Source organism: Acidaminobacter sp. (assembly GCF_030247605.1).
GTDB lineage: Bacteria > Bacillota > Clostridia > Peptostreptococcales > Acidaminobacteraceae > Acidaminobacter.
Genome location: NZ_JAOTSB010000004.1, coordinates 1 through 21,081, shown reverse-complemented (window position 1 = coordinate 21,081; position 21,081 = coordinate 1). Strand labels below are relative to the sequence as shown.

General features: G+C 50.0%; 19 protein-coding genes and 1 riboswitch. Of the genes, 13 read left to right on the top strand and 6 right to left on the bottom strand.

Features of this window, described 5'->3' with window-relative positions:
• Positions 1–37: 37 nt before the first annotated feature.
• From mutY to OEL90_RS02860, 3 genes are all read left to right on the top strand, one after another.
• Entirely contained in the window at positions 38–1,183 is a 1,146-nt protein-coding gene (gene mutY, locus OEL90_RS02870; protein WP_291404071.1) for an A/G-specific adenine glycosylase, read from the top strand.
• 172 nt (positions 1,184–1,355) lie between these two features.
• Positions 1,356–2,066, top strand: a complete 711-nt coding sequence (locus tag OEL90_RS02865; RefSeq protein WP_291404067.1) for an NUDIX domain-containing protein — start codon at positions 1,356–1,358, stop codon at positions 2,064–2,066.
• 214 nt (positions 2,067–2,280) lie between these two features.
• Positions 2,281–3,474 (top strand): ATP-binding protein, encoded by a 1,194-nt coding sequence (locus OEL90_RS02860; RefSeq protein WP_291404066.1) that lies wholly within the window; start codon positions 2,281–2,283, stop codon positions 3,472–3,474.
• A 228-nt stretch (positions 3,475–3,702) separates the two neighbouring features.
• Here OEL90_RS02860 and OEL90_RS02855 read toward each other — a convergent pair whose 3' ends face one another.
• A complete protein-coding gene (locus OEL90_RS02855; protein ID WP_300687080.1) occupies positions 3,703–4,887 on the bottom strand; it encodes an anaerobic nitric oxide reductase flavorubredoxin in 1,185 nt (394 codons plus the stop codon).
• A gap of 229 nt (positions 4,888–5,116) precedes the next feature.
• Entirely contained in the window at positions 5,117–5,815 is a 699-nt protein-coding gene (gene ric, locus OEL90_RS02850) for an iron-sulfur cluster repair di-iron protein (RefSeq protein WP_291404064.1), read from the bottom strand.
• Positions 5,816–6,094: 279 nt separating this feature from the next.
• On the opposite strand from ric, the gene OEL90_RS02845 reads away from it, so the two are divergent.
• The 9 genes from OEL90_RS02845 (at position 6,095) to OEL90_RS02805 (ending at position 15,621) form a co-directional block, all read left to right on the top strand.
• Positions 6,095–6,832 (top strand): Crp/Fnr family transcriptional regulator, encoded by a 738-nt coding sequence (locus tag OEL90_RS02845; RefSeq protein ID WP_291404063.1) that lies wholly within the window; start codon positions 6,095–6,097, stop codon positions 6,830–6,832.
• 442 nt (positions 6,833–7,274) lie between these two features.
• Entirely contained in the window at positions 7,275–8,858 is a 1,584-nt protein-coding gene (locus tag OEL90_RS02840) for an AbgT family transporter (protein ID WP_330583766.1), read from the top strand.
• Between the two features lie 209 nt (positions 8,859–9,067).
• Positions 9,068–10,183, top strand: a complete 1,116-nt coding sequence (locus OEL90_RS02835) for a M20/M25/M40 family metallo-hydrolase (protein WP_291404062.1) — start codon at positions 9,068–9,070, stop codon at positions 10,181–10,183.
• 535 nt (positions 10,184–10,718) lie between these two features.
• Positions 10,719–11,972: an ATP-binding protein gene (locus tag OEL90_RS02830; protein WP_300687077.1), complete on the top strand. Its 1,254-nt coding sequence runs from the start codon at positions 10,719–10,721 to the stop codon at positions 11,970–11,972.
• A 290-nt stretch (positions 11,973–12,262) separates the two neighbouring features.
• Positions 12,263–12,802, top strand: a complete 540-nt coding sequence (locus tag OEL90_RS02825) for a hypothetical protein (protein ID WP_291404060.1) — start codon at positions 12,263–12,265, stop codon at positions 12,800–12,802.
• The gene (locus OEL90_RS02820) at positions 12,799–13,809 is read left to right on the top strand and encodes a D-cysteine desulfhydrase (protein WP_291404059.1); all 1,011 of its coding nucleotides are present in this window, start codon (positions 12,799–12,801) and stop codon (positions 13,807–13,809) included. Before OEL90_RS02825 ends, OEL90_RS02820 begins: the two co-directional genes overlap by 4 nt.
• Before the next feature lie 30 nt (positions 13,810–13,839).
• Positions 13,840–14,253, top strand: coding sequence for a C-GCAxxG-C-C family (seleno)protein (locus OEL90_RS02815; RefSeq protein ID WP_291404058.1), 414 nt, complete (start codon positions 13,840–13,842; stop codon positions 14,251–14,253).
• Between the two features lie 311 nt (positions 14,254–14,564).
• A complete protein-coding gene (locus OEL90_RS02810) occupies positions 14,565–14,933 on the top strand; it encodes a MarR family winged helix-turn-helix transcriptional regulator (RefSeq protein ID WP_291404057.1) in 369 nt (122 codons plus the stop codon).
• A 70-nt stretch (positions 14,934–15,003) separates the two neighbouring features.
• Positions 15,004–15,621 (top strand): nitroreductase family protein, encoded by a 618-nt coding sequence (locus tag OEL90_RS02805; protein ID WP_291404056.1) that lies wholly within the window; start codon positions 15,004–15,006, stop codon positions 15,619–15,621.
• Between the two features lie 239 nt (positions 15,622–15,860).
• On the opposite strand, the gene OEL90_RS02800 is transcribed toward OEL90_RS02805, so the two are convergent.
• The gene (locus OEL90_RS02800; RefSeq protein ID WP_291404055.1) at positions 15,861–16,352 is read right to left on the bottom strand and encodes a YaiI/YqxD family protein; all 492 of its coding nucleotides are present in this window, start codon (positions 16,350–16,352) and stop codon (positions 15,861–15,863) included.
• A gap of 91 nt (positions 16,353–16,443) precedes the next feature.
• On the opposite strand from OEL90_RS02800, the gene OEL90_RS02795 reads away from it, so the two are divergent.
• Complete coding sequence (locus tag OEL90_RS02795; protein ID WP_291404054.1) at positions 16,444–17,010, top strand: dihydrofolate reductase family protein; 567 nt, start codon at positions 16,444–16,446, stop codon at positions 17,008–17,010.
• A 327-nt stretch (positions 17,011–17,337) separates the two neighbouring features.
• Here OEL90_RS02795 and OEL90_RS15120 read toward each other — a convergent pair whose 3' ends face one another.
• The 3 genes from OEL90_RS15120 to OEL90_RS02780 form a co-directional block, all read right to left on the bottom strand.
• Positions 17,338–18,141, bottom strand: coding sequence for a transglutaminase-like domain-containing protein (locus OEL90_RS15120; protein WP_291404053.1), 804 nt, complete (start codon positions 18,139–18,141; stop codon positions 17,338–17,340).
• 13 nt (positions 18,142–18,154) lie between these two features.
• Positions 18,155–18,230, bottom strand: a riboswitch (cyclic di-GMP riboswitch).
• A 250-nt stretch (positions 18,231–18,480) separates the two neighbouring features.
• Positions 18,481–19,233, bottom strand: a complete 753-nt coding sequence (locus OEL90_RS02785) for a class D sortase (RefSeq protein ID WP_300687076.1) — start codon at positions 19,231–19,233, stop codon at positions 18,481–18,483.
• A 400-nt stretch (positions 19,234–19,633) separates the two neighbouring features.
• Positions 19,634–21,081: prealbumin-like fold domain-containing protein (locus OEL90_RS02780; RefSeq protein WP_300687075.1), on the bottom strand; the 1,448-nt coding region annotated here is incomplete at its 5' end.

The window sequence follows — 21,081 nt, the reverse complement described above, 5'->3', positions numbered from 1 at the left end:
GATACTTGCTGATGGAGGGGGTGGACGCGTGGAGAAAATGAACAGGATAGAGCGTGGGCGTGAGGGTGAGATTGAGGGTGTGCCGATGGTTCAGTCGCGCAACTCTCGGCCGCAACGGCTGCTGGAATGGTATTTTTTGAATGCCCGGGATTTGCCGTGGCGGGAAAGTCATGACCCCTACAGGATCTGGCTGTCTGAGGTCATGCTGCAGCAGACCCAGGTGGTGACGGTGATTGGGTATTTTTTGCGGTTTGTTGAGCGATTTCCTACGGTTCAGTCGCTGGCTTCGGCTGAGGAAGATGAGGTTTTCAAACTTTGGGAGGGCCTAGGCTACTATTCCAGGGCCCGTCGGTTGATTCCGTGTGCCCGGGCGGTGGTAGCGCAGCATGGCGGGGTTTTTCCGGGGTCTTTGGAGGAGATGCTGAAGCTTCCGGGCGTGGGACCTTACACAGCGGGGGCGGTGCTGAGCATTGCCTATAACCAGCGGGTACCGGCTGTGGATGGCAACGTCCTGAGGGTGGCTTCGCGGTGGTATGCCTATGATACGGATATTCGTTTGCCGGCTGCCCATAAGGCCATTGAGTCGCGGCTGATGGCGGAAATGCCTGAAGATGCCCGGCACTTTAATCAGGCGCTCATGGAGCTTGGGGCCTGCGTTTGCACGCCTAAGAATCCGGCGTGTGACCGTTGTCCGGTGGCTGAGTCGTGCGAGGCGCTGTCACGAGGATTGGTTGAGGTGCTGCCTTTTAAATCAAAGGCGAAGGCAAAAGTTGAGTCTGAGAAAGTGGTGGCTTATGTCACCTGTGGGGAACTCATCCTGATTGAAAAGCGGGCGCCGGACGTTCTTTTGGGGAGTCTTTGGGGATTTCCAGTGGTGGATTTGCCTGAGGGTGTGGGCGCTAAGACTGAGACGGCGTATAGGGCTGTCGAAGCGCTGCTCCGTGAGGACTACGGGGTTGAGCTTGTGGCTCGAGAGGATGTTGAAGCTGGCGGCAAAGTGTTGGGCGCCGCGACCCATGTGTTCACGCACCGTGTGTGGAAGATGCATTTGATGGGCTTTGAAGCTGCAGCAACCGTGGAAACGGATCTGCCAGAGACGCGGTGGGTGCGACCATCGGCAATCAAGCACTTTGCACTGCCAACGGCGTTCAAAAAGCTGCTTCGCGCGGCGAAAATGGACTAAAATGAAGGTTGGTGACGCGGACGGTTTTCAATTTGGTGACGCGGACAGTTTTGAAAACGGGGACAGAGCTAAGTGTAATTTTACACTTTTTGGAGGGCGATGAACTCGGGACCAGATACGGAGACGAACTCGGAACCTGGTGTGGCATGAAACTATCGGGAGGGCGACAATCATGGAGAAACGGAACAGTCGGGGTCAGACCCAGGCGGAATTTCTGGCGGACTACCACGCCAAGCCCCACGCGTATCCCAAGCCATCGTTGACGGCGGACCTGGCCGTTTTCAGGCGCGCTGGTGAGGCTGCTGTACAAACTCCAAAGTGGCAAATCCTGGCCGTGAAGCGGGGAAATCACCCGTGCATCGATCAGTGGGCGCTGCCCGGCGGCTTTTTCGACGTCAAAACGGACGTGACGCTGGAGGCCTGCGCCGTTCGCGAGCTCTGGGAGGAGACGGGCCTGGTGGCCGGGACGGTGTTCCCCCTTGGCGTCTACAGTCAGATGGGCCGCGACCCGCGGGACCGGATTGTGTCGCAGCTGTTTGCCTCGGTGATGCCCGAAGACTTCAAAGAAATGCTTTTAGCCGATGATGACGCCGCCGACGCCCAGTGGATGGACCTGGAGGTGTTGTGGTTTGAGACACCGGGGAAGGCGATGGTCGCCGAAATCGAGACAGCGCTGGAGGCTGACACAAAGCGCTACTGCAAGATTGTGCTTCGGCACGGGGAGGAAGTGGCAGAACAGTCGCTGGAGGTCACCGAGCGCTGGGTGGATTTGGGTGTTAGGAAGGGCCGGAAGGTGGGGGTTGTGACCATCGGTAAAGGAACTCTTGCTTTTGATCACGCCGAGATGATCCTGGAGGCTTACAGGTGGCTGACGGGGGAATAGCGGCAACTCAGGTGGTCGACATTGACTAAAAAGGAAAATAAAAAAGCCGACTTTGGAGGTTACAAACTCTGAAAGTCGGCTTTTTTGGTTTTTGTTGCTTATAAGCAACAAAATATAATATTAAACAAATTAATAGGATATAAACAACGAAAATAAATTATGTTTGTTTTTATTGTTTATATCCTATAAAATATACTTGGAAGGGGTGGGTAACATGATTCTCCGTCAAGATTATCTGAAGAAATTAATCGATTTCAAGGATAAAAATCTTATCAAAGTGATTACCGGCATCAGAAGGTGTGGGAAATCTGTTTTGATGGGCCAGTTTAAAGCTCATCTTATAGAGATTGGCATTGATGAAGGCCAGATCATCCATCTCAATTTTGAGTCGTTGAAATATGAACATCTTAAGAACTATGCTTCGCTCTATGCCTATATAATGGAGCAGGCGGGTGATCGAGGAAGGGTTTATATTCTTTTGGATGAAATCCAGGAGGTCGATGGCTGGGAGAAGACACTGTCCAGTTTGCAGGTGGATTTGGATTGTGACCTCTACATCACAGGTTCAAATGCTAAACTGTTGTCTTCTGAACTGGCAACTTACATTTCAGGCCGTTATGTGGAAATTCACATGCTGCCCCTTTCGTTTAAGGAAGTGGCTGCAAATCATGCAGATGAGCCTATGCAGCAGAGTTTTAACAGATTCACAAGATATGGCGGATTTCCGGGGCTTACTGAAATGGGAGATAACGAAGCGTTAGCGCGGGATTACCTGATAGGTATTTATAATACCATAATTGTAAAGGACGTCATTTCAAGAAACAATTTTAGAGACGTGGATCTCATCAACTTAATCGTAAAATTCGTGACTGATAATATTGGTAATTTAATGTCTGCCACAAAAATTGCGGATTATCTGACAAGCAGCGGCAGAAAGACCCATGCTTCGACGGTCAATGATTATTTGCAGGCCCTTGAAAATGCTTTTGCAATCTACAAAGTGGACCGGTATAGCATTAAAGGCAAGCAATTGCTCAAAGCGCCTTACAAATACTATGTCGCAGATTTGGGATTAAGAGGGACTGCTTTAGGGTTTAGAGAAATGGACCTTGGGCGGGTTATTGAGAATGTGGTGTTCTTGGAGCTGGTTCGTCGGGGATATCACGTTTTTGTGGGTGCGGATCAAAGTTTTGAAGTGGATTTCATTGCTGAAAAGGGTCAGGAGAGAATCTATTATCAGGTCTCGCTTTCTATTGTGGATGACAATGTGAAAAGGAGGGAAGTTGGGGGACTGCTCAAAATTCCTGACAATTTTCCGAAAGTGCTTATAACCATGGATTATCATGCCGGAGAGACTGAAAGCGGAATCGAGTTGGTGAACCTTCTGGATTTCTTGCTTGGAAATTAATCAGACAAACACAGGCGAAATTACCTGCAACAGAACTGTATAATGCCGAAAATGAAAAAGCCGACTTTGGAGGTTATAACCTCGAAAAGTCGGCTTTTTTGGTTTTTGTTGTTTATAAGCTTGACGGAACCGGGAGCTGTGAAACTGGGTGTCAGACACCGAGTTTCAGAATTGAGAGCCGTGAAACTGGGTGTCAGCGGCTAGCGCCTATCAACCCTCAGTTTCATGCTACAGCGCGCCCAGCTTCTGCCCCAGCTCGAAGCAGGACTTGATGGCATCTTCGTCCGGGTTCCAGAGGACTTTCAGGCCGTCGTCCACGAGCTCGAAGCCGGCTTTCTTAAGCTCCTCGTTGAGGATCCCCACGCTCTCGCCGCTCCAGCCGTAGCTGCCAAAGGCGGCCGCTTTCTTGTTCTTGAAGCCGAGGCCCTTGATAATGTCGAGGATGCCGGCCATATTTGAGAGGATGCTCTTATTGATCGTGGAGGAGCCGGCTAGGACCATACGGGATTTGAAGACTTCCGCGACGACGTCATTCTTGTCCGAACGGCCGACGTTGAAGAGCTTGATGGTGACGTCGGGGTTGACGGACTTGATACCATCGGCTATAGCCTCTGCCATGCGCTTGGTGGCATCCCACATGGTGTCATACATGAGGGTGATCTGGTTCTCCTGGTAATTATCCGCCCACTTCATGTACTGCTCGACGATCTGGACTGGGTTGTCGCGCCAGATGATGCCGTGGGAGGTACAGATCATGTTGACCGGGAGGTTGAAGCTGAGGACCTGCTCGATCTTCTTGGTGACGAGGGCGCTGAACGGGGTCAGGATGTTGGCGTAGTATTTGAGGGCTTCCTGGTAGAGCTCGGCCTGGTCGACCTTATCGTTGAACATGAGCTCGGAGGCGTAGTGCTGGCCAAAAGCATCGTTGCTGAATAGGATGCTGTCCGCGGTGTAATACGTGAACATGCTGTCAGGCCAGTGGAGCATTGGGGCTTCGACGAAGATAAGCTTGCCTTTGCCTATGTCCAGGGTGTCGCCGGTCTTGACTTCGACGAAGTTCCAGTCCTGGTGGTAGTGGCCCTTGAGGGACTTGACGCCGTTTTTCGTACAGTAGATTGGCGTGTTCGGGATCTTTTTCATCAGTTCCGGCAGAGCACCGCTGTGGTCGACCTCCGCGTGGTTGGCGATGATGTAATCAATGGAGTTCAGATCAATTTCATTTTCCAGTTTGGCGACGTATTCCTTCGAGAATGGCATCCAGACGGTGTCAATCAGGACGGTTTTTTCGTCGCGGATCAGATAGGAGTTGTAGGACGAACCGCGGTGGGTTGAATATTCCTCACCGTGGAATTTCCGAAGTTCCCAGTCGATTTTTCCTACCCAGGTGACGAGATCTGTGACTTTGAATGACATAAAGACGCTCCTTTCGAAATGTGGTTGGTGGTGCGGTTGGAAGACTAAAGATTAAAGACTAAAGATTAAAGATTAAAGTGAGGCTGCTGAAGGTCGCGTTCCTCAAATTGTGTCCAAATTGTGTGAAGCTCTGGCACCAAATTCAGGTTGGTGACAGGCACTCAGTTCAAGTTGGTGACAGGCACTCAATCAGAAACTGACCGCGTCACCAACTTGCGAGAATTGTCAATTACTGGCGGGCGTGTTTAAAAAGAATGTTATTCTCCAGATGAACGTGGTGGAAGGTGTCGATTTCGAGCTCCGCGAGTTTCTTATAAGTGACTGCATAGGTGGTGCAGCCGTCCGCAGGAACCGTGTAGTGGTCGGTGATTTCCCGGAGGGCTTTGAGGAGGTCGCCGGCGCCTTCGTGCTCAGCCTCGAGCTCGGTGATCAGGGCCTTATACTTTTCCTGGCCAAGGGCTTCGTAGCTTTCCGCACTCTTGATGGCAGGGAAGAGGATCTCTTCTTCTTTGACCAGGTGACCTTCAAGCTCCATTCTCAGGAGGCTGAACTTTCTGTGAACCTCGAAGAGCTCCGGATGGTGCACGCCGTGGACTCTCAGAATCTTGAACATGAGCTCGGAGATCATCGGGAGAGTCTCCTTGAGGAAGCGGTGGTGAGTAAGGACAATGTGATTCACCAGCTTGACCGGGGATTCTTTGACCCAGTCCGTCCAAGCGGCGTCGCGCTCCTGACTTTCCTTATAGGAAGCTTCCAGCGCGGCCAGAATAGTCTGCGGATCCGCGCCAGCCTCCAGGATCCCGGCCTCCAGCGACCGTTCGCCGCCGCAGCAGAAATCGATCTGATTCGTGATAAAGGTATCCGCAGCAAGCGGGAAACGCGCGACAACATCGCCAAGGCTATCTGTTAATTTAAATTGTGTATTCATGGGTAAATCCTCCTGTCATAATAGTTGATGGTTTTTTGGATGGCCGATGGTCACCCATCCCACATCCATTTAGCCCGCTTACCGCCACAATCGGCAGCAAGTGTTTTTGTTTTCTGTGACTCCATCATACGACAGGATGAGAAATAAGAATGTGATTTGGATCAAATTTTGGTAGAATGAAAAAAGAAAAACAAAAAAGGTGAAACTGGATGTCTGCGGTGAAACTGGGTGTCAGACACCGAGTTTCTTCCCGATTTCCTTCAACCACGAGGTGACCCCATGGACCCCAAATTCATCATCAGCCAAAATCAATGCCTGACCTGCGGCCACAAGCACTGCGCCAAGAAGGTCTCCCTATTCGCCAACCTCAGCGAGGAGGACCTGGACCAAGTCGTGAGCCTGGTCTCCAGACGCCGTGTGGCAAAGGGCGAAACCGTCTTCTCCATTGGTGACCCTTCTGAAAGCCTCTACATTGTCAACAACGGCAGTCTGAAGGTCTATGTCCTGAGCCGGGAAGGCCGGGAGCAGATTCTCTACTTCTTAAAAGAAGGTGAATTTCTGGGGGACGTCCACCTCCTGAAAACCGGCACCTTCGACTATGAAGCCATGGCCCTGGAGGATACCCATCTCTGCATCATTCACAAAAAAGACTTCGACCGTCTGATTCTGGAACGGCCGGAGATCGCCATCAAGCTCCTGGCCTATGCTCACGACCGGATCGTAGACCTGGAAGAGCTGATCCAAACCCTGACCACCAACGACGCGGAGGCCCGCCTGGCAGCGCTGCTGATTTCCCTGGCTGAAGCCTCAGGCAAGGAAACGGAGGAGGGCGTCGAGGTCACCTTAACCATCAGTCGCGAAGACATGGCGAGACACATTGGTCTCACGCGGGAGACCATCAGCCGCAAGCTGGGGCAGTTCGCCAGCGCCGGCATCCTCTATTTCAAGGACAATAAGCACCTGGTTATCAGAGATATGGAGCGGCTGTCGGATTATGATGCCATCGGGCGGAACTGACGGGCAGCAAGCCCATGCTTTCAATAGTTAAAAACGCTAAAATATTCAGACAATACCACAAAAAAGAACTAAGTATTAAGAAAAAATGACATAAATTCGCATTTTGACGCCCAAGCACCCGGCGCTCAAGGTGCGTTTTTTTACGGAACCGTAACAGATGTTGACATAATATTCTGGCAACCACCACTCAAGCCCATTTTATAAAAATGAACAAAAGCACTCACATTCTAAGTTATAACCAATTTTCAACGAAATAAACAAGCACTCAAATCGAACTGGAAATCCATAGGGATTGTGAACAAGCCGTAACAACTCCAAACCCTTGCAAACACACAATTCTTAAGAATTCGACCAATTCTCTGAGTGCCGTTGACGGCTCCCTAAGTGCTGGGTAAGATGAGAGTGTCTTTCATTTACCTCATTAAAATTATAGGAGGCAATCATGAGCGCAGAACTTAGTATGAAACAAAAAGCGAAAGCAAACGACAATAACAAAAAGGGACTTTTCATGAAGTTCCTCGATGTCGTCGAAGTCGTCGGCAACAAACTTCCACACCCAGTCACCATTTTTCTGATTTTTAGCGCATTAGTCGTCGTGGCATCTTCACTGGCAGCGAACGCGGGCGTCTCGGTCGAATTCATGAAAATCGACAACAAGACCTTTGAATCCGCCCTGACTACCGTCACCGCAGTCAGCCTGCTCAGCCCGGACGGCATCCGGTTCATGTTCGAGAGCGCAGTGAGAAACTTCACGGGCTTCGCGCCACTGGGCACAGTGCTCGTCGCCATGCTGGGCGTCGGCGTTGCAGAGGGCACCGGCCTGATCCAGGCACTCCTCCGCAAGCTCGTCATCAGCACCCCTAAGCGTCTGATCACTCTGGTCGTCGTCTTTGCAGGCGTCATGTCCAACGTTGCTTCCGACGCAGGTTATGTTGTCCTCGTTCCACTCGGCGCTATTGTGTTCCTCAGCTTTGGCCGTCATCCGCTGGCAGGTCTCGCGGCGGCGTTCGCCGGCGTTTCCGGCGGTTTCAGCGCCAATCTTCTCATCGGCACCATTGACCCGCTCCTCGGCGGCATCAGCACCGAAGCGGCGAAGCTCCTCGATCCTACTTACACGGTTTCAGCCACTGCAAACTGGTACTTCATGATCGTCTCCACCTTCGTTATCATGCTCGTAGGCTCTTGGGTCACTGAGCGCATTGTCGAGCCGCGCCTCGGCGAATACAAAGGCAGCGAAAAAGCAGACCTCCACGACATCAACGATGACGAAAAACGCGGCCTCCGCTTCGCCGGTATCGCGATGGTCCTGTTCATCGCCGGCATGGCAGCCATGATCGCACCAGCAACAGGCATCCTCCGCGACCAGACGACAGGCGAAATCCTCGGACACTCGCCGTTCATGAACAGCATCGTTCTCGTTATCGCGCTCTTCTTCTTCCTGCCAGGCCTTGCTTACGGCCTCGGCTCCAAGTCCATTAAAAACGACAAAGACGTCGCCCACGCCATGGGCAAAGCGATGAGCACCATGGGCGGCTACCTGGTCCTGGCTTTCGTCGCGGCGCAGTTCGTGGCTTACTTCAGCTACACCAACCTCGGCACCATCCTCGCCGTCAAAGGCGCGGCGTTCCTCGAGTCCACCGGTATGGTCGGCCTCCCGCTGATCCTCGGTTTCATCCTGGTGTCCGCGTTCATCAACCTGTTCATTGGCTCCGCGTCAGCGAAGTGGGCCATCATGGCGCCGGTCTTCGTCCCAATGTTCATGGCCCTCGGCTTCTCGCCGGAGTTCACCCAAGTCGCGTACCGAATTGGCGACTCTTCCACCAACATCATCTCGCCTTTGATGTCCTATTTCGCCGTCATCGTCGCCTTTGCGGAGAAGTATGACAAGAAAATGGGCATTGGCACCATCATCTCCACCATGCTCCCGTATTCCTTGGCGTTCCTGCTCTTCTGGACGGTCCTCATGATCGTCTGGTACGTCGCAGGCTGGCCAATTGGTCCGGACGCGTTTATCTTCATGAAGTAGAATTATAAGTTGGGATGAATGACCATCGGCAGAAGTTTTGAAAGCTTTTAAAGGCTTTTAAAGATATTTCCGCCGATGGTCACCCCACCCAAACCTCGCCAATGGAAAACATTGGTGAGTTTTTGTATAATGGAAAAAGAGTAAGGACAAGGAAGGAAAATGGGCTTCGCGCCATTTTCCATTTAAAGCGTGCAGAAGGAGGCATTCCAGTGGGGATCAATCAGGATCGTATCGTCAATGCGTTTTTGGACTATGTTAAAATTGACAGCCCGACCAAGAGTGAGGGGCGGTTCGCGGCATTTATCGCGGAGGAGCTCAGGGGCCTGGGCTTCGAGGTCTGTGTGGATGATGCCGGCGAAAAGGCCGGGTCGGATACGGGCAATGTCATTGGTGTTTTAAAGGGCGTTAAGCCGGTGCAGCCAGTGCTGTTCAGCTGCCACATGGATACGGTGTCACCTGGGGTGGGCATCAAGCCGGTGATCCGGGACGGCGTCATTTACAGCGATGGCACGACCATTCTCGGCGGCGACAACAAAGCCGGAATCGCTGCGGTCATTGAGGCGGTGCGCGTTCTTAAGGAGGAGGGCGTGGCCCACGGCGACATTGAGGTGTCTTTCAGCATTTATGAGGAAGGCGGCCTCTTTGGGGCGAAGTATCTGGATTATTCGAAACTCAATTCCAAGATTGGCTTTGTTCTCGACAGCGGCGGGGATCCGGGACAGATCATCATCCAGGGACCTGCTCAGGACAAGATCACGGCGAAGATCATAGGCAAGCCGGCTCATGCAGGCGTCAGCCCGGAAGAGGGCATCAGCGCCATTCAGGTGGCGGCTGCGGCTATCAATGAGATGAAACTCCTTCGCATTGATGAGGAGACTACGGCCAATATTGGCAACATTGAAGGCGGCGTGGCCACGAATATTGTCTGTCCGGAGGTTCTGATCAAGGCGGAGGCCCGAAGCCTCAGCAAGGAAAAGCTGGCGGCTCAGTCTCAGCATATGGTGGATTGCTTTAAGCGTGCGGCGGAGAAATTTGGGGCTGTCGCCGAGGTCGAGGTAGAGCGGATGTATGATCCGTTCGTGATTTCTGAAAACGATGAGGTCGTTGAAATTGTCCGGGAAGCTTGCGGCATGATTGGTCTGAAGGCATTCACGGGCTCCACCGGCGGCGGCAGCGACACCAATGTGTTCAACGCTAACGGCATCAAGGCGGTCAACCTGGGCATTGGAGAGCGTAAGCCTCACACACTGGAAGAGCATCTGCGTATTGAAGATTTAGTTAATACGGCGAGACTGGTTTTGGGGATAGTACAGTATATCGCGTAAGCTAAAAGACGTGCATAAACTGAAGTGGTCTCACTCTGAAGAGAGCTTGCTCTCGGCAGAGTGAGACCACTTTAATTTATATAGGGCGCAGCCCGTGACCGAAGCGCAGCTCTAAATCACGCGAAGCGTGGTTTGGGGCGAAGCGAGGTGCACGTCTGGAGGCGTGAGGTTGACTAGGTCAAGTGGAATTGTAGTGAATTGTTTGAAGCTCTGGCACTGAGTTGGACTTAGTGACAGGCACCGAAATGAACTTGGTGACAGGCACCGAAATGAACTTAGTGACAGGCACTCAGTCAAACTCGGTGTCAGACACTGACTTAAATATGGGGACAGGTACAATAAGAAACTTTGTACCTGTCCCCATTCTCATTTTGTTTTTGTTCGTGTCACCTACTAATATGTTATTTTCTCAATTCAAAACGAAGTGACAATTTTCAACTTGAAGTCTACTCAATATCTGTCTATAATAAAATGTGAATATGGAATAGACGACTATTGACAATTTGTCTTCATATTAATTGGAAGAGGTGAAACGATGTATATTAAACGTGCTATTGAAGAAACTGTTAAAAATATTTCAGCTACCTTTCCGATATTATTAATTACTGGCCCGCGCCAAGTTGGAAAGTCCACATTACTTCAGCACCTCGCAGAATCTGATCGAACAGTTGTGACCCTGGACGATCCTGATGTGAGATATCTGGCTAAAACAGATCCTGCGCTTTTCATGCAAAGGTATACACCACCTGTCTTGATAGATGAAATTCAATATGCCACAGAGTTGTTACCCTATATCAAAATGGCAGTAGACAAATCCAAAAGTAATGGCGAGTTCTGGCTTACAGGTTCACAATCCTTTGTTATGATGAAAGATGTCAGTGAGACCCTTGCTGGACGGGTGGGTATTATAAGCCTTCTTGGCCTGTCTACAAGTGAATTAAACAATATACCGTCAAGGCAATTCAGTACAGATCCTGAAAAGTTAATGTCGCGTCTTAAAGAAGTCAAACAACTTGGTTTAAACGAACTCTATACCCGAATCCATAAAGGCTCTATGCCGCGGCTATACACTGACGAGACTATTGATCTTCAGGCTTATTATCGCTCCTATGTAGAGACATATCTTAAACGTGACATAAAGGATTTAACTCAAGTTGCAGATGAAATGGCGTTTTTTAACTTCATGACCATCGTCGCGGCTCGTACTGCGAAGCCTGTTATCTATGAAGAGCTTGCCAAAGAGTGTGGGATAACTGCGCCTACGGCAAAGAAATGGTTGTCCATATTAATTTCATCTCAGATAATAGCTTTGATTCAGCCTTTTCACAGAAATGTTTTAAAGCGAGTCACTAAGATGCCGGTACTACATTTTCTAGATACTGGTTTGTGTGCTTATTTGCTGAAGTGGAGTGATCCTGAGACTCTCGAGACTGGTGCCATGTCAGGGGCTTTCTTTGAAAGCTATGTCTTTTCCGAAATCTACAAGAGTTTTTTAAACGTTGGTAAAGAGCCACCGGTTTTCTACTATAGAGATAAGGATCAGAAGGAGATTGATCTTTTGATTTACGAAAATGGCACACTATACCCTGTTGAAATAAAGAAAGCCGCATCGCCAGGAAAAGATGCCATCAAGCATTTTAAAGTACTCCAGCCGCTCACAGACCCAGAACTATATGGAGAGCACGCGCAAAGTAAAACACTGATTGGCAATGGCGCTGTAATCTGTATGGCTAATGATTTGTTGCCAATTGACTCGAAAAACTGGTTCGTTCCAGCGTGGTTAATTTAACGCATTTGCTCAGAAGAGACAGGTTTACAAGACCTGTCTTTTTCTATTATTAGGATACATATGCAAATATTGAGATAAATTGGGGGAAGGGTACAACAAGTTAATTTGTATCTGTCCCCCTTCTCACTATCCCATTCTCGTTCCCGTCCCCCTTCGCATTTTAACTCGCAATTATTTATTCAATTTTGAGCCGTTCACACCACCTGTCCGGGTAATTGGAACGTGGGATTGGGTATATATTAAAGACAAAAAAGCGACAGTTTTAGATTCTCGTGACGGGTGGTGCTGGTATGAGTCCTGGATTGAAGGGTGGATCAAAGATTGTAATTGCAGCGGTCTTGTCGGCTGTGATTGTTTCTGCCTGTGCCTCAGAAGTACCGGAGACCAATGCGCCTGCGCCCCAGCCGGCAAGTGAAACCGCTGCGTTTTTTTCTTCCATGTCAGAGAATGTTGAAAAATACAGGGTGTTGATTGGCCTGAAGCAATCGAGAATCGAGGCTATGTTTGATGAGACCTCAGAAGGCATCAATGACTCAGGCATAGAGTTTAAGCACTCAGGCATAAGAATCTGGTTTGATGAGGCTCATGGCCGTGCGGTACACGTCATGATTCTGTCTAAAGACGTCGACTTCAATGGCGCCAGGATTGGCGACAGCGAGCAAGCCTTCGAGGACGCTTTTGAAAAGGTCATTGACAATCACCCGGGTTCAGGGTATAAGGATTATGGATACGAGGACCTCGTTCTCAGGCTGTATTATGACGCCGCCAGCGGCAAAACAGAAGCGGTCAGCCTGATGTTGGAGCCACCTGAAGGAGGCGGAGAACAGTGACGTTCAAAAAACCAATGAAGAGAAAATATATGCAGGGGACAACCCCAATTGAGGCATTGAAAAGGACTTCAGAAATCCTGGGAGGACCAGCGCTCTACATAAAAAGAGATGACCTCTCCCTTCTGGCCGGAGGCGGCAATAAATCCCGAAAACTGGAATACCTCGTCGCGGATGCCCTGCGAAAAGGGGCAAAGACGCTCGTTACCTGTGGCGCTTACCAGTCCAATCATGCCAGGCTGACCTTGGCTGCGGCAAAGAGAGAAGGACTGAAATGCCATTTGGTGCTCTCGGATCCTACCGGCCACGGCCGCGCAGATGAAAAAGCCAGCGGCAACCTGTTTCTCGACCGGCTGATGGGGGCAGACAAAATAATCCTGAAGCCTAAAGACACAGACCTTTTTCACGCTTTGGATGAAGAGGTCGCTGACTGCGCAGCGGAGGGGCTTGAGCCTTACGCCATCACCCTTGGGGGCTCCAGCATCCTGGGCTGTCTGGGCTATGTGGACTGTGCCCTGGAGATCGCCGCTCATGAAATTTCAAGCAAAGAAGAATTCGACTATATTGTTGTGCCGGTTGGCAGCGGCGGTACCATCGCCGGCTTGATCGCCGGGCTGCGAGAGTCTGGAAGCAGAGCAAAAGTACTGGGCATGAATGTCCTCATGAAGAAAGTAACTCAAGAACCGCGGATCTGGAAGCTGGTTCAAGAGATTGCAGATGTTTATCAGGTTGGCCGCGGCGCCACTCAGGAAGACGTCCAGTGCTTTGACGATGGTCTCGGTCCCGGCTACGCCCTCCCCACAGACGAAATGGTTGAAGCCGTCAGGCTCCTCGCAGAAAAGGAAGGCATCCTTCTGGATCCCACCTACACAGGTAAGGCTTTCGCAGGACTCATCTCACTGATACGAAGCGGCTTTTTCAAACCGGAAGACAAGGTATTGTTCATCCATACCGGTGGATCCCCGGCCTTATTCGAGCACCAGGAATGGTTTGTGGGAGACAAAAAATAACCAAAATACTGAAAGCGAGGCAAGTGACTAATGACCTACGTTGACGCCGTCCGGCACTTCAGAGATAAATCCAACTATGACTACAGCTGCTCGGAGACCATGGTGGCCGCAGCCAATAAAGCTTACGATCTCAATCTGCCGCCACAGGTACTCCGGACCATGGCCCCCTTCAGCGGCGGCCTGCTGACCGAAGACGTCTGCGGCATCATGACCGGCGGCCTGGCTGTGATTGGACTGCTTTACACCAATCACGTCGCCCACGACAGCGATCAGATGGTGGAGGTTTCAAAGGCCTTCATCAGTCAATTCAAAGAGACCTTTGCCACCGCTCAATGCGTCGATTTGAAAGCCGTTTACCGAGATGAGCAGACCGGCTGCACGGATTTGATTATTCAAGGCGCAGCGGTGCTCGAAGCCATCATTGAAGCGAATCCGAGGGTGTAAGTAGAGCGAGAACCGGAAGGGGGGGCGGCGGAGTCCCACCTTCCGGTTTTTTAAGTAGGAGGGAAGCCAGCAAAGAAATGAGAGGAATTTTAGCCGATGGTCACCCAACCCACCCTCCACAGCAGGGCAGGCACCGATGCGCTGGCTTCGCTTCCTTAATTATAAATTTGCCACTCAACCCCATTGACAATTGTACTAATTAGTAATAAAATGAAGCCATGGACAATCAAAAAAAGCAATCCAAAACCTACAGCTCGCAGGAAACTTTGAGTCTCAGGGCGCTCGTAGCGCTATCCAGGGGATCGACCTCCATGCACAGGCGAGAATACCGGACCATCAAGGAGGGTGGCCTGACGGTATCACAGTTCGCCGTTTTGGAGATCCTCTATCACAAAGGCCCGCTGAACATTCGCGCCATCATTGAAAAGACTCTTTCCAGCGGCGGGAATATGACCGTCGTTATTGACAACCTCGTGCGGGAGGGCTTGGCTCAGCGCCAACCTGATCCGGAGGATGCCCGTTCCTCCATCATTTCACTGACGGAAAAAGGGCAGGAAAAAATGGAAGCACTATTTCCGCTTCATCTGGAAAATATCGTCGAGATCTTCAGCGCCCTCAGCGACGAAGAAAAGCTGACGCTGATCGCTTTGATGAAAAAACTCAGCAGACTCGGAGAATAATGCAAATAGGATCTGAACCTTAATCCCCCAAAATTTAATGGGATCATCACACACAAAAGGAGAATAAACCATGACATTAGATCAAGTCTATGACAGCCGCAGGGCAGTAAATTTTTTTGATAAGGAGAAGCCGCTCGCTGAGGCGACGCTGAAAAATATTGTGAATATGGCGGTACTGGCACCATCGGCATTCAATCTGCAGCCTTGGGAGATCATTGCGGTGAAATCGGATGAAGCGAAGGCAAAGCTCCACGCCGCCGCCAACAAGCAGCCCAAGATCCTGGACGCGCCCGTGACGCTGATCATTGTGGGCAATCGCAAGGGCTTCGAGGCCTCAAACCCGGTCTGGCAGGACAAAATCGACGCGGCCGGCGGCGACCCCTCCAAGGTCAAAGGCGCCATGGAAGCGGCGGCCAGACTTTACGGCTCCACGGAAGAGCGCAGCATCAAGTTCGCGGAAAGCAATTCAGGCTTGATCGCCATGTCCATCCTCTACGCCGCGAAATTCTATGGTGTGGACTCCCACCCAATGAGCGGCATGGACTTCGCCGCCGTCAAAGAAGCCTTCGAATTAGGCGATGGCAAAGAGCCCGTCATCCTCATCTCCCTGGGCTACCGGGACGAGACCAAGACCCTCCACGGCCGCGCCAAGCGCCGCGGGTATGACGAGGTTGTTACGGTTCTATAAGGATTTGGAGGAAGCCGGGGTCGATAGGCTTCAGGCCACTGATGTGGAAACTGGTGTCAGACACCAATTTCCGCTTTCAAAAAACGACAAAGACACGTTCTCTGTTCATGTTAGTGAACAGAGGCCGTGTCTTTACTCTTTCAGGAAAATATCAAACACCAACTTGAAAGCGCCTATTTTCATTACTGATGTGCCGATGGTCACAACACCCCATACCCCGCCCATTCCAACGCCTGTCACTACTCATGAGGATGTTCGTTTGGACTACCATCGGCAGACTTTCTTTCAGAATCAGTCAAAATCCTGTCCAGCATCTCCTCCAGCGCGGTTTCGAAGACGGTGTCCGGCGCCTTCTTCGCCTTGTGGCCTTTGGGATAAATACCGTGCTTGCGCCGGAGGAGCTGGCCGGTGAAGCGGCGGTCCATGAGGAGATCAATGTTGTCCTCGGTAAACTCCCGGCCCATGGGGTGAATGGCGTAGGCCTTCCTGGCCATGACCAGCGCCGCGAGACCCGTGTCCTGGGTGATCACCACGTCTCCGGGCTTCAGCTGGTTAATGATATGAAAGTCCACGCTGTCCGGGCCCCCTGAAACCGTTTGGATCTCCAGGTCAGTTCGGTCGTAGTGATGATGGATGTTTTTCACAAGAATGATTGGCAGCTGCCTGGCTTTACCGACGCGCACAATTGCGTCGACGACGGGGCAGGCGTCACCATCGATCCAAAGCTTCATGAGCTCACCTCGATTTTGGATTTGTTCAGCATGGAGTGCAGGAAAACGGGGTAATATTTAAGTCGTAAGATTAAGGTTAGGAGGCGTTGAAATGTCAGATCACAAAAAGCAGAGAAAAATTTTATTGGACCTCGCGGTGACCTTAGACGGATTTATTGAAGGCAAGCATGGAGAAATTGACTGGTGCATTATGGAGCCGGACATGAAATTTACGGATTTCCTAAACCGAATAGACACGATTCTGTATGGCAGAAAAAGCTATGACTTGTGGGGCCAATATATCCCAGATACCTATGCTTCTGCCGATGATAAAGAAATCTGGGACTTAATCCTCGGTATGGAGAAAATCGTTTTTTCCAAAACGCAGACGGGGACAAATCAGGAAGTTAAATTCATAAGCGAAAATATTTTAGAAGAGATCGACGCGTTGAAGCGCAAACCAGGCAAAGACATCTGGCTTTACGGCGGGGCGAGCCTGATCACAACGCTGTTGAATTTGGGCGTCGTTGACGAATTTAGACTTTCCGTTCACCCGGTTATCTTAGGCGAAGGGAAACCTTTATTTGCGGAAATCAAACAGAGGGTGAATTTAAAATTAATCGAATCCAAGGCTTATGCTTCCGGCGTGGTTCAACTCATCTATGGTCTTGAGGAATAGGGATCCACTTTGGAGGGTTGAACTTTCAATGAACCAATGAATTTACTTTCTTAGGTTAAGTGTCTCTTAATATCAGGCAATATTCAACTTCAATTTTGAAATCAAGCAAAAAAAATGCAGCGCTCACAGGCGCTGCGAAAATATAAAAAGGAAACATCCAGATTGCCACGTGGGGTACTTGCGTAGTACGTGTCTCGTGTCGCGCTTCGACAGGAAGGCGCAAGTTGCTGGGACTGACAACTGCATTTGCAGCAGCGGGAGTTGTGGAAGCTCTGCAGCGTCAGTCCCTCTTTATAAAACTCGCCTCTCTTCAACCCGTTGAAAAGATTAATAGCTCTTCAGTGTTGTAAAGTCAGCCGCGTTCTTGATCATGCTGACGGATTTGCCTGCTTTGAGGTAAGCGCTGTCAAAAGTGGTGTCCAGCGTGATCCACTTGTCAGCAGCCTTTATGTAGACTTCGTTCCAAGCGTGATATTCCGCGATGTGCTTGCTGTAGCCCATATTGACCTTGGCAGGGACGCCAACGCTTCTCAGCATGGCGGCCATTACAGCGGAGTAATCGTAGCAAATGCCGGCATTCGCTGCGAGGACAGCGTCCACATCAGGCACGTAGCCGCTTTGGACTGTTTTCGCACGGTTGTAATCGTATTTGAAGTTCTTTGCGACGTAATTATAAATCGCTTTGACTTTCTCTTCGTCTGTTTTAGAGGTGAGGGTCAGTTTCTTTGCCAGGGCGACGACGTTGTCATCCGCAGCAAAGTCAACAATTGGGTTAGCGGTCATATACGGCTCGAAGCTTTGGATTCCTTTGGCTTCGACCGTTTTTGCGTCCAGGCGTGTGTAGCTGGTGCCTGAAACGTTTTTCAACAATGCGATAGTGTAGGTGCCGTCACCCATCTGAAGCGGGATGGATTCATCCGCGAGGGACTGCACGTCATAGTAGTACTTGGTGTCGCCCTTTTGAACGAGGACTTTCAATTTAGCAGTCGTGTTGACGTTGATTTTAAGTTCAACGACGCCGTCTGTGGCTTTAGCGCTATTCACAGTCCAGTCGGATGGAGCGGCAAAGGAAGCTGCCGGTGCAGCCAGGACAGCCGCTGCCACGATCATAGACAAAAGTTTTTTGAACACAAAAAACTCTCCTTTCGGTAGCTGGCTGCCATTTTACAGGCCCTTTAGCTTTGCGTCCCAGCCTTTCGACTGGTTTGCCTTTATCGGTGGAAAGTAATCTAACCCACCTATTAATTTGTGAGTTCAGTCTAGCATAATTATCTGATAATTTCAAGTGGTTATGTCGCAATTAATCAAATGTCATGGTGTTGTAACAAAGGGTGAAGAAACTGGGTGTCAGACACCCAGTTTCAATCTTTCAACAGTCAACCGAAGGAAGCGAAACCAGGTGTCAGACACCGAGTTTCATTTCAAGAGGTTTGCCGATGGTCGACCATCGGCAAAAATTCCTCAAATTTCTTACTGGACTAACTCGCCCTTGATAATGAGGCGCTGGGTCGCGGTCCGGATTGGGGTACAGGTCACCAGGGTGATCTCGTTCTTGCTTCTGTCGCTCTTCAGCACCCAGGTGTCCTCTGGATTGACGACGAAGGATTCGGTCACCCGGTAGGTGAAGGTCTCCTGCTTCACGGTGATCTCGATCAGGTGTCCCGGCGCCAGTTCGTTAAGGCGATTGAACATGCGGCCATAGGTATAGCTGCGGTGGCCGGCGAGAGAATAGTTGCCCGCGCCGCCGGGGACGACGCCATTGTCAAAGGTGGCGGCGGCGTAGCGGAGATTTTCGTCCGTCATGCCCTTCAGAACCGGCATCAGCACATCAATGGCCGGAATCTTGATAAAGGTATCCGTCTTAGGTTTTTTGACGACGGGCTTTGGTGCCGGTTGGGCTGCTGCTGGCTGAGATGGGGCTTGGGCGGGTTCGACGGTGGAAGGGGTGTCGGACGGTGTGTCAGTTTGACCCTCAGTAGGATCCGAAGACTCTGAACCGCCATTTGTGGCGAGAGCTCGCTGTTCCTCCAACATGGCCTCGTAATCATCCGCATAGTCGAGATCTACGACCTGCGTGTCATCAATCTCCTCCAGCGCCGCGATATCCTCCTCAAAGGATGACAACAGCTTATTCATTTGATAGTCATCATAAGCGCGGACTGCGGAAGGATAGAGAATAATCAGCAGTCCGGCGATGATGAGAAGCGTCGATAGTTTTTTCATGGGGGAGTCACCTCTTTATTGGCGATGGGGGGTGGCGGCGGGTTTTGTGGAGGTGCGGACAATTTCTTTTTTCCGTACCTGACACCGAAAATGAAGTTGATGAAGTTGTTTTTGCTGAAAGCAAGTAATTTCAATCTTTTCAAGATTATTTAACGTCGTTGTTCCGAAAAACGTGCCAGGTACGGGCCCGCGAAATTGATTGTCAATTTACTTAACTATAACGTATTAGACGTAGAAATTATAGATTTGATACCCCCGTTTAAAAAAAAATATCCGGGCCACCACTTGGATGACCCGGACGGGAGGTTGAGAAAGGTTGCTCAGTCTATGGTCTTAAGGCTTTTAGACAGTTCGTCAGGTACCTTTGGGACACTGTATAGGTTGTAACATTTTGTTAAAGTTAGAATTTGCGTTTCATGAACAGTCCTGCAAGAACCAGAAGGGATCCAAAACCATATGCGAAGTATGGAGGAAGCTCGCCGGTTTTAGGAAGAGGAGGACCTTGTGGGACTTTGTCTTCGATAACTTCTTCGATGACTGGTGGTGGGCCGAGAGGTGGATTTTGTGGAGGAATGACTTCGCGGTAGTTGCCGATGGAGACTTCTGTGGTCTCATCTTCCACGACTTCTACTTCGATCATGCCGTCTGCGTTAAGTGTTGGAGTTGTGATGGTGTAATCGCCGCGGACTTCTTTGATGAAGTAGGTGCCTTCATCGAGATTCGTGAAGACTGCGTTGCCTTGGCTGTTGGTGGTGGCGGTTCCGACCAGATCATCATCTTCATTAAAGAGTTGGAAGAGGATGTTGGAGAATGGAAGGTCGCCATCATTATATGATTCTGAATTGTCGACATCGAGGAATTTGAAGATTTCGATGCGACCTGGGTCTGGATCTGGGTCTGGAGATCTATCTCTATCAGGTCTTGGATAATTAAATGTGACAGTTTCAATATCAAATGCAGAGGCAGTTATTTTATTGTCATCAATGGCATCAACATCTACACGATTAGTGTGGGATGTCAGCGTGTCAGATGACAAATTGACAGAATGTGTGAACTCAAAATAGCTGTCAACAGGATCAGTTGAAGGGATAACAATAGGATTGTCGCCGTTTTTGGTTTCAGCGATAGTTAAAAGATCGCCAAGTTTATCGTCAAGAATCTTAGTTACGGTAACATCTTCCGGGCCGGTATTGGTAATACGGAAGGTATACGTCACCAGTTGGCCTGTGTTAGGGATAGAATTGTCATCTGCGGATTTGAGAACTGAAATTGTTGGAACAGGATTTGGATATTCAAATGTCACTGTCTCGGTATCAAAAGCAGAAGCAGTGGTCTGATCGTCATCAATGGCATCAACATCAACACGGTTAGTATGGGATGTTAGGGTATCAGATGACAAATTGACAGAATGTGTGAACTCAAAATAGCTGTCAACAGGGTCAGTTGAAAGGATAACAATAGGATTGTTGCCATTTTGTGTTTCGGCAACAGGTAAGAGATTGCCAAGCTTATCGTCAAGAATCTTAGTTACGGTAACATCTTCTGGGCCAGTGTTGGTAATACGGAAGGTATACGTTACCTGTTGGCCTGTGTTTGGAATAGAATTGTCATCTGCAGTCTTGAGAACTGAAATAGTAGGAACAGGATTTGGATATTCAAACGTCACTGTCTCAGTATCAAATGCAGAGGCGGTTGTTTGATCGTCATCAATGGCATCGACGTCAACACGGTTAGTATGGGATGTTAGGGTATCAGATGACAAATTGACAGAATGTGTGAACTCAAAATAGCTGTCAACAGGGTCAGTTGAAAGGATAACAATAGGATTGTTGCCATTTTGTGTTTCGG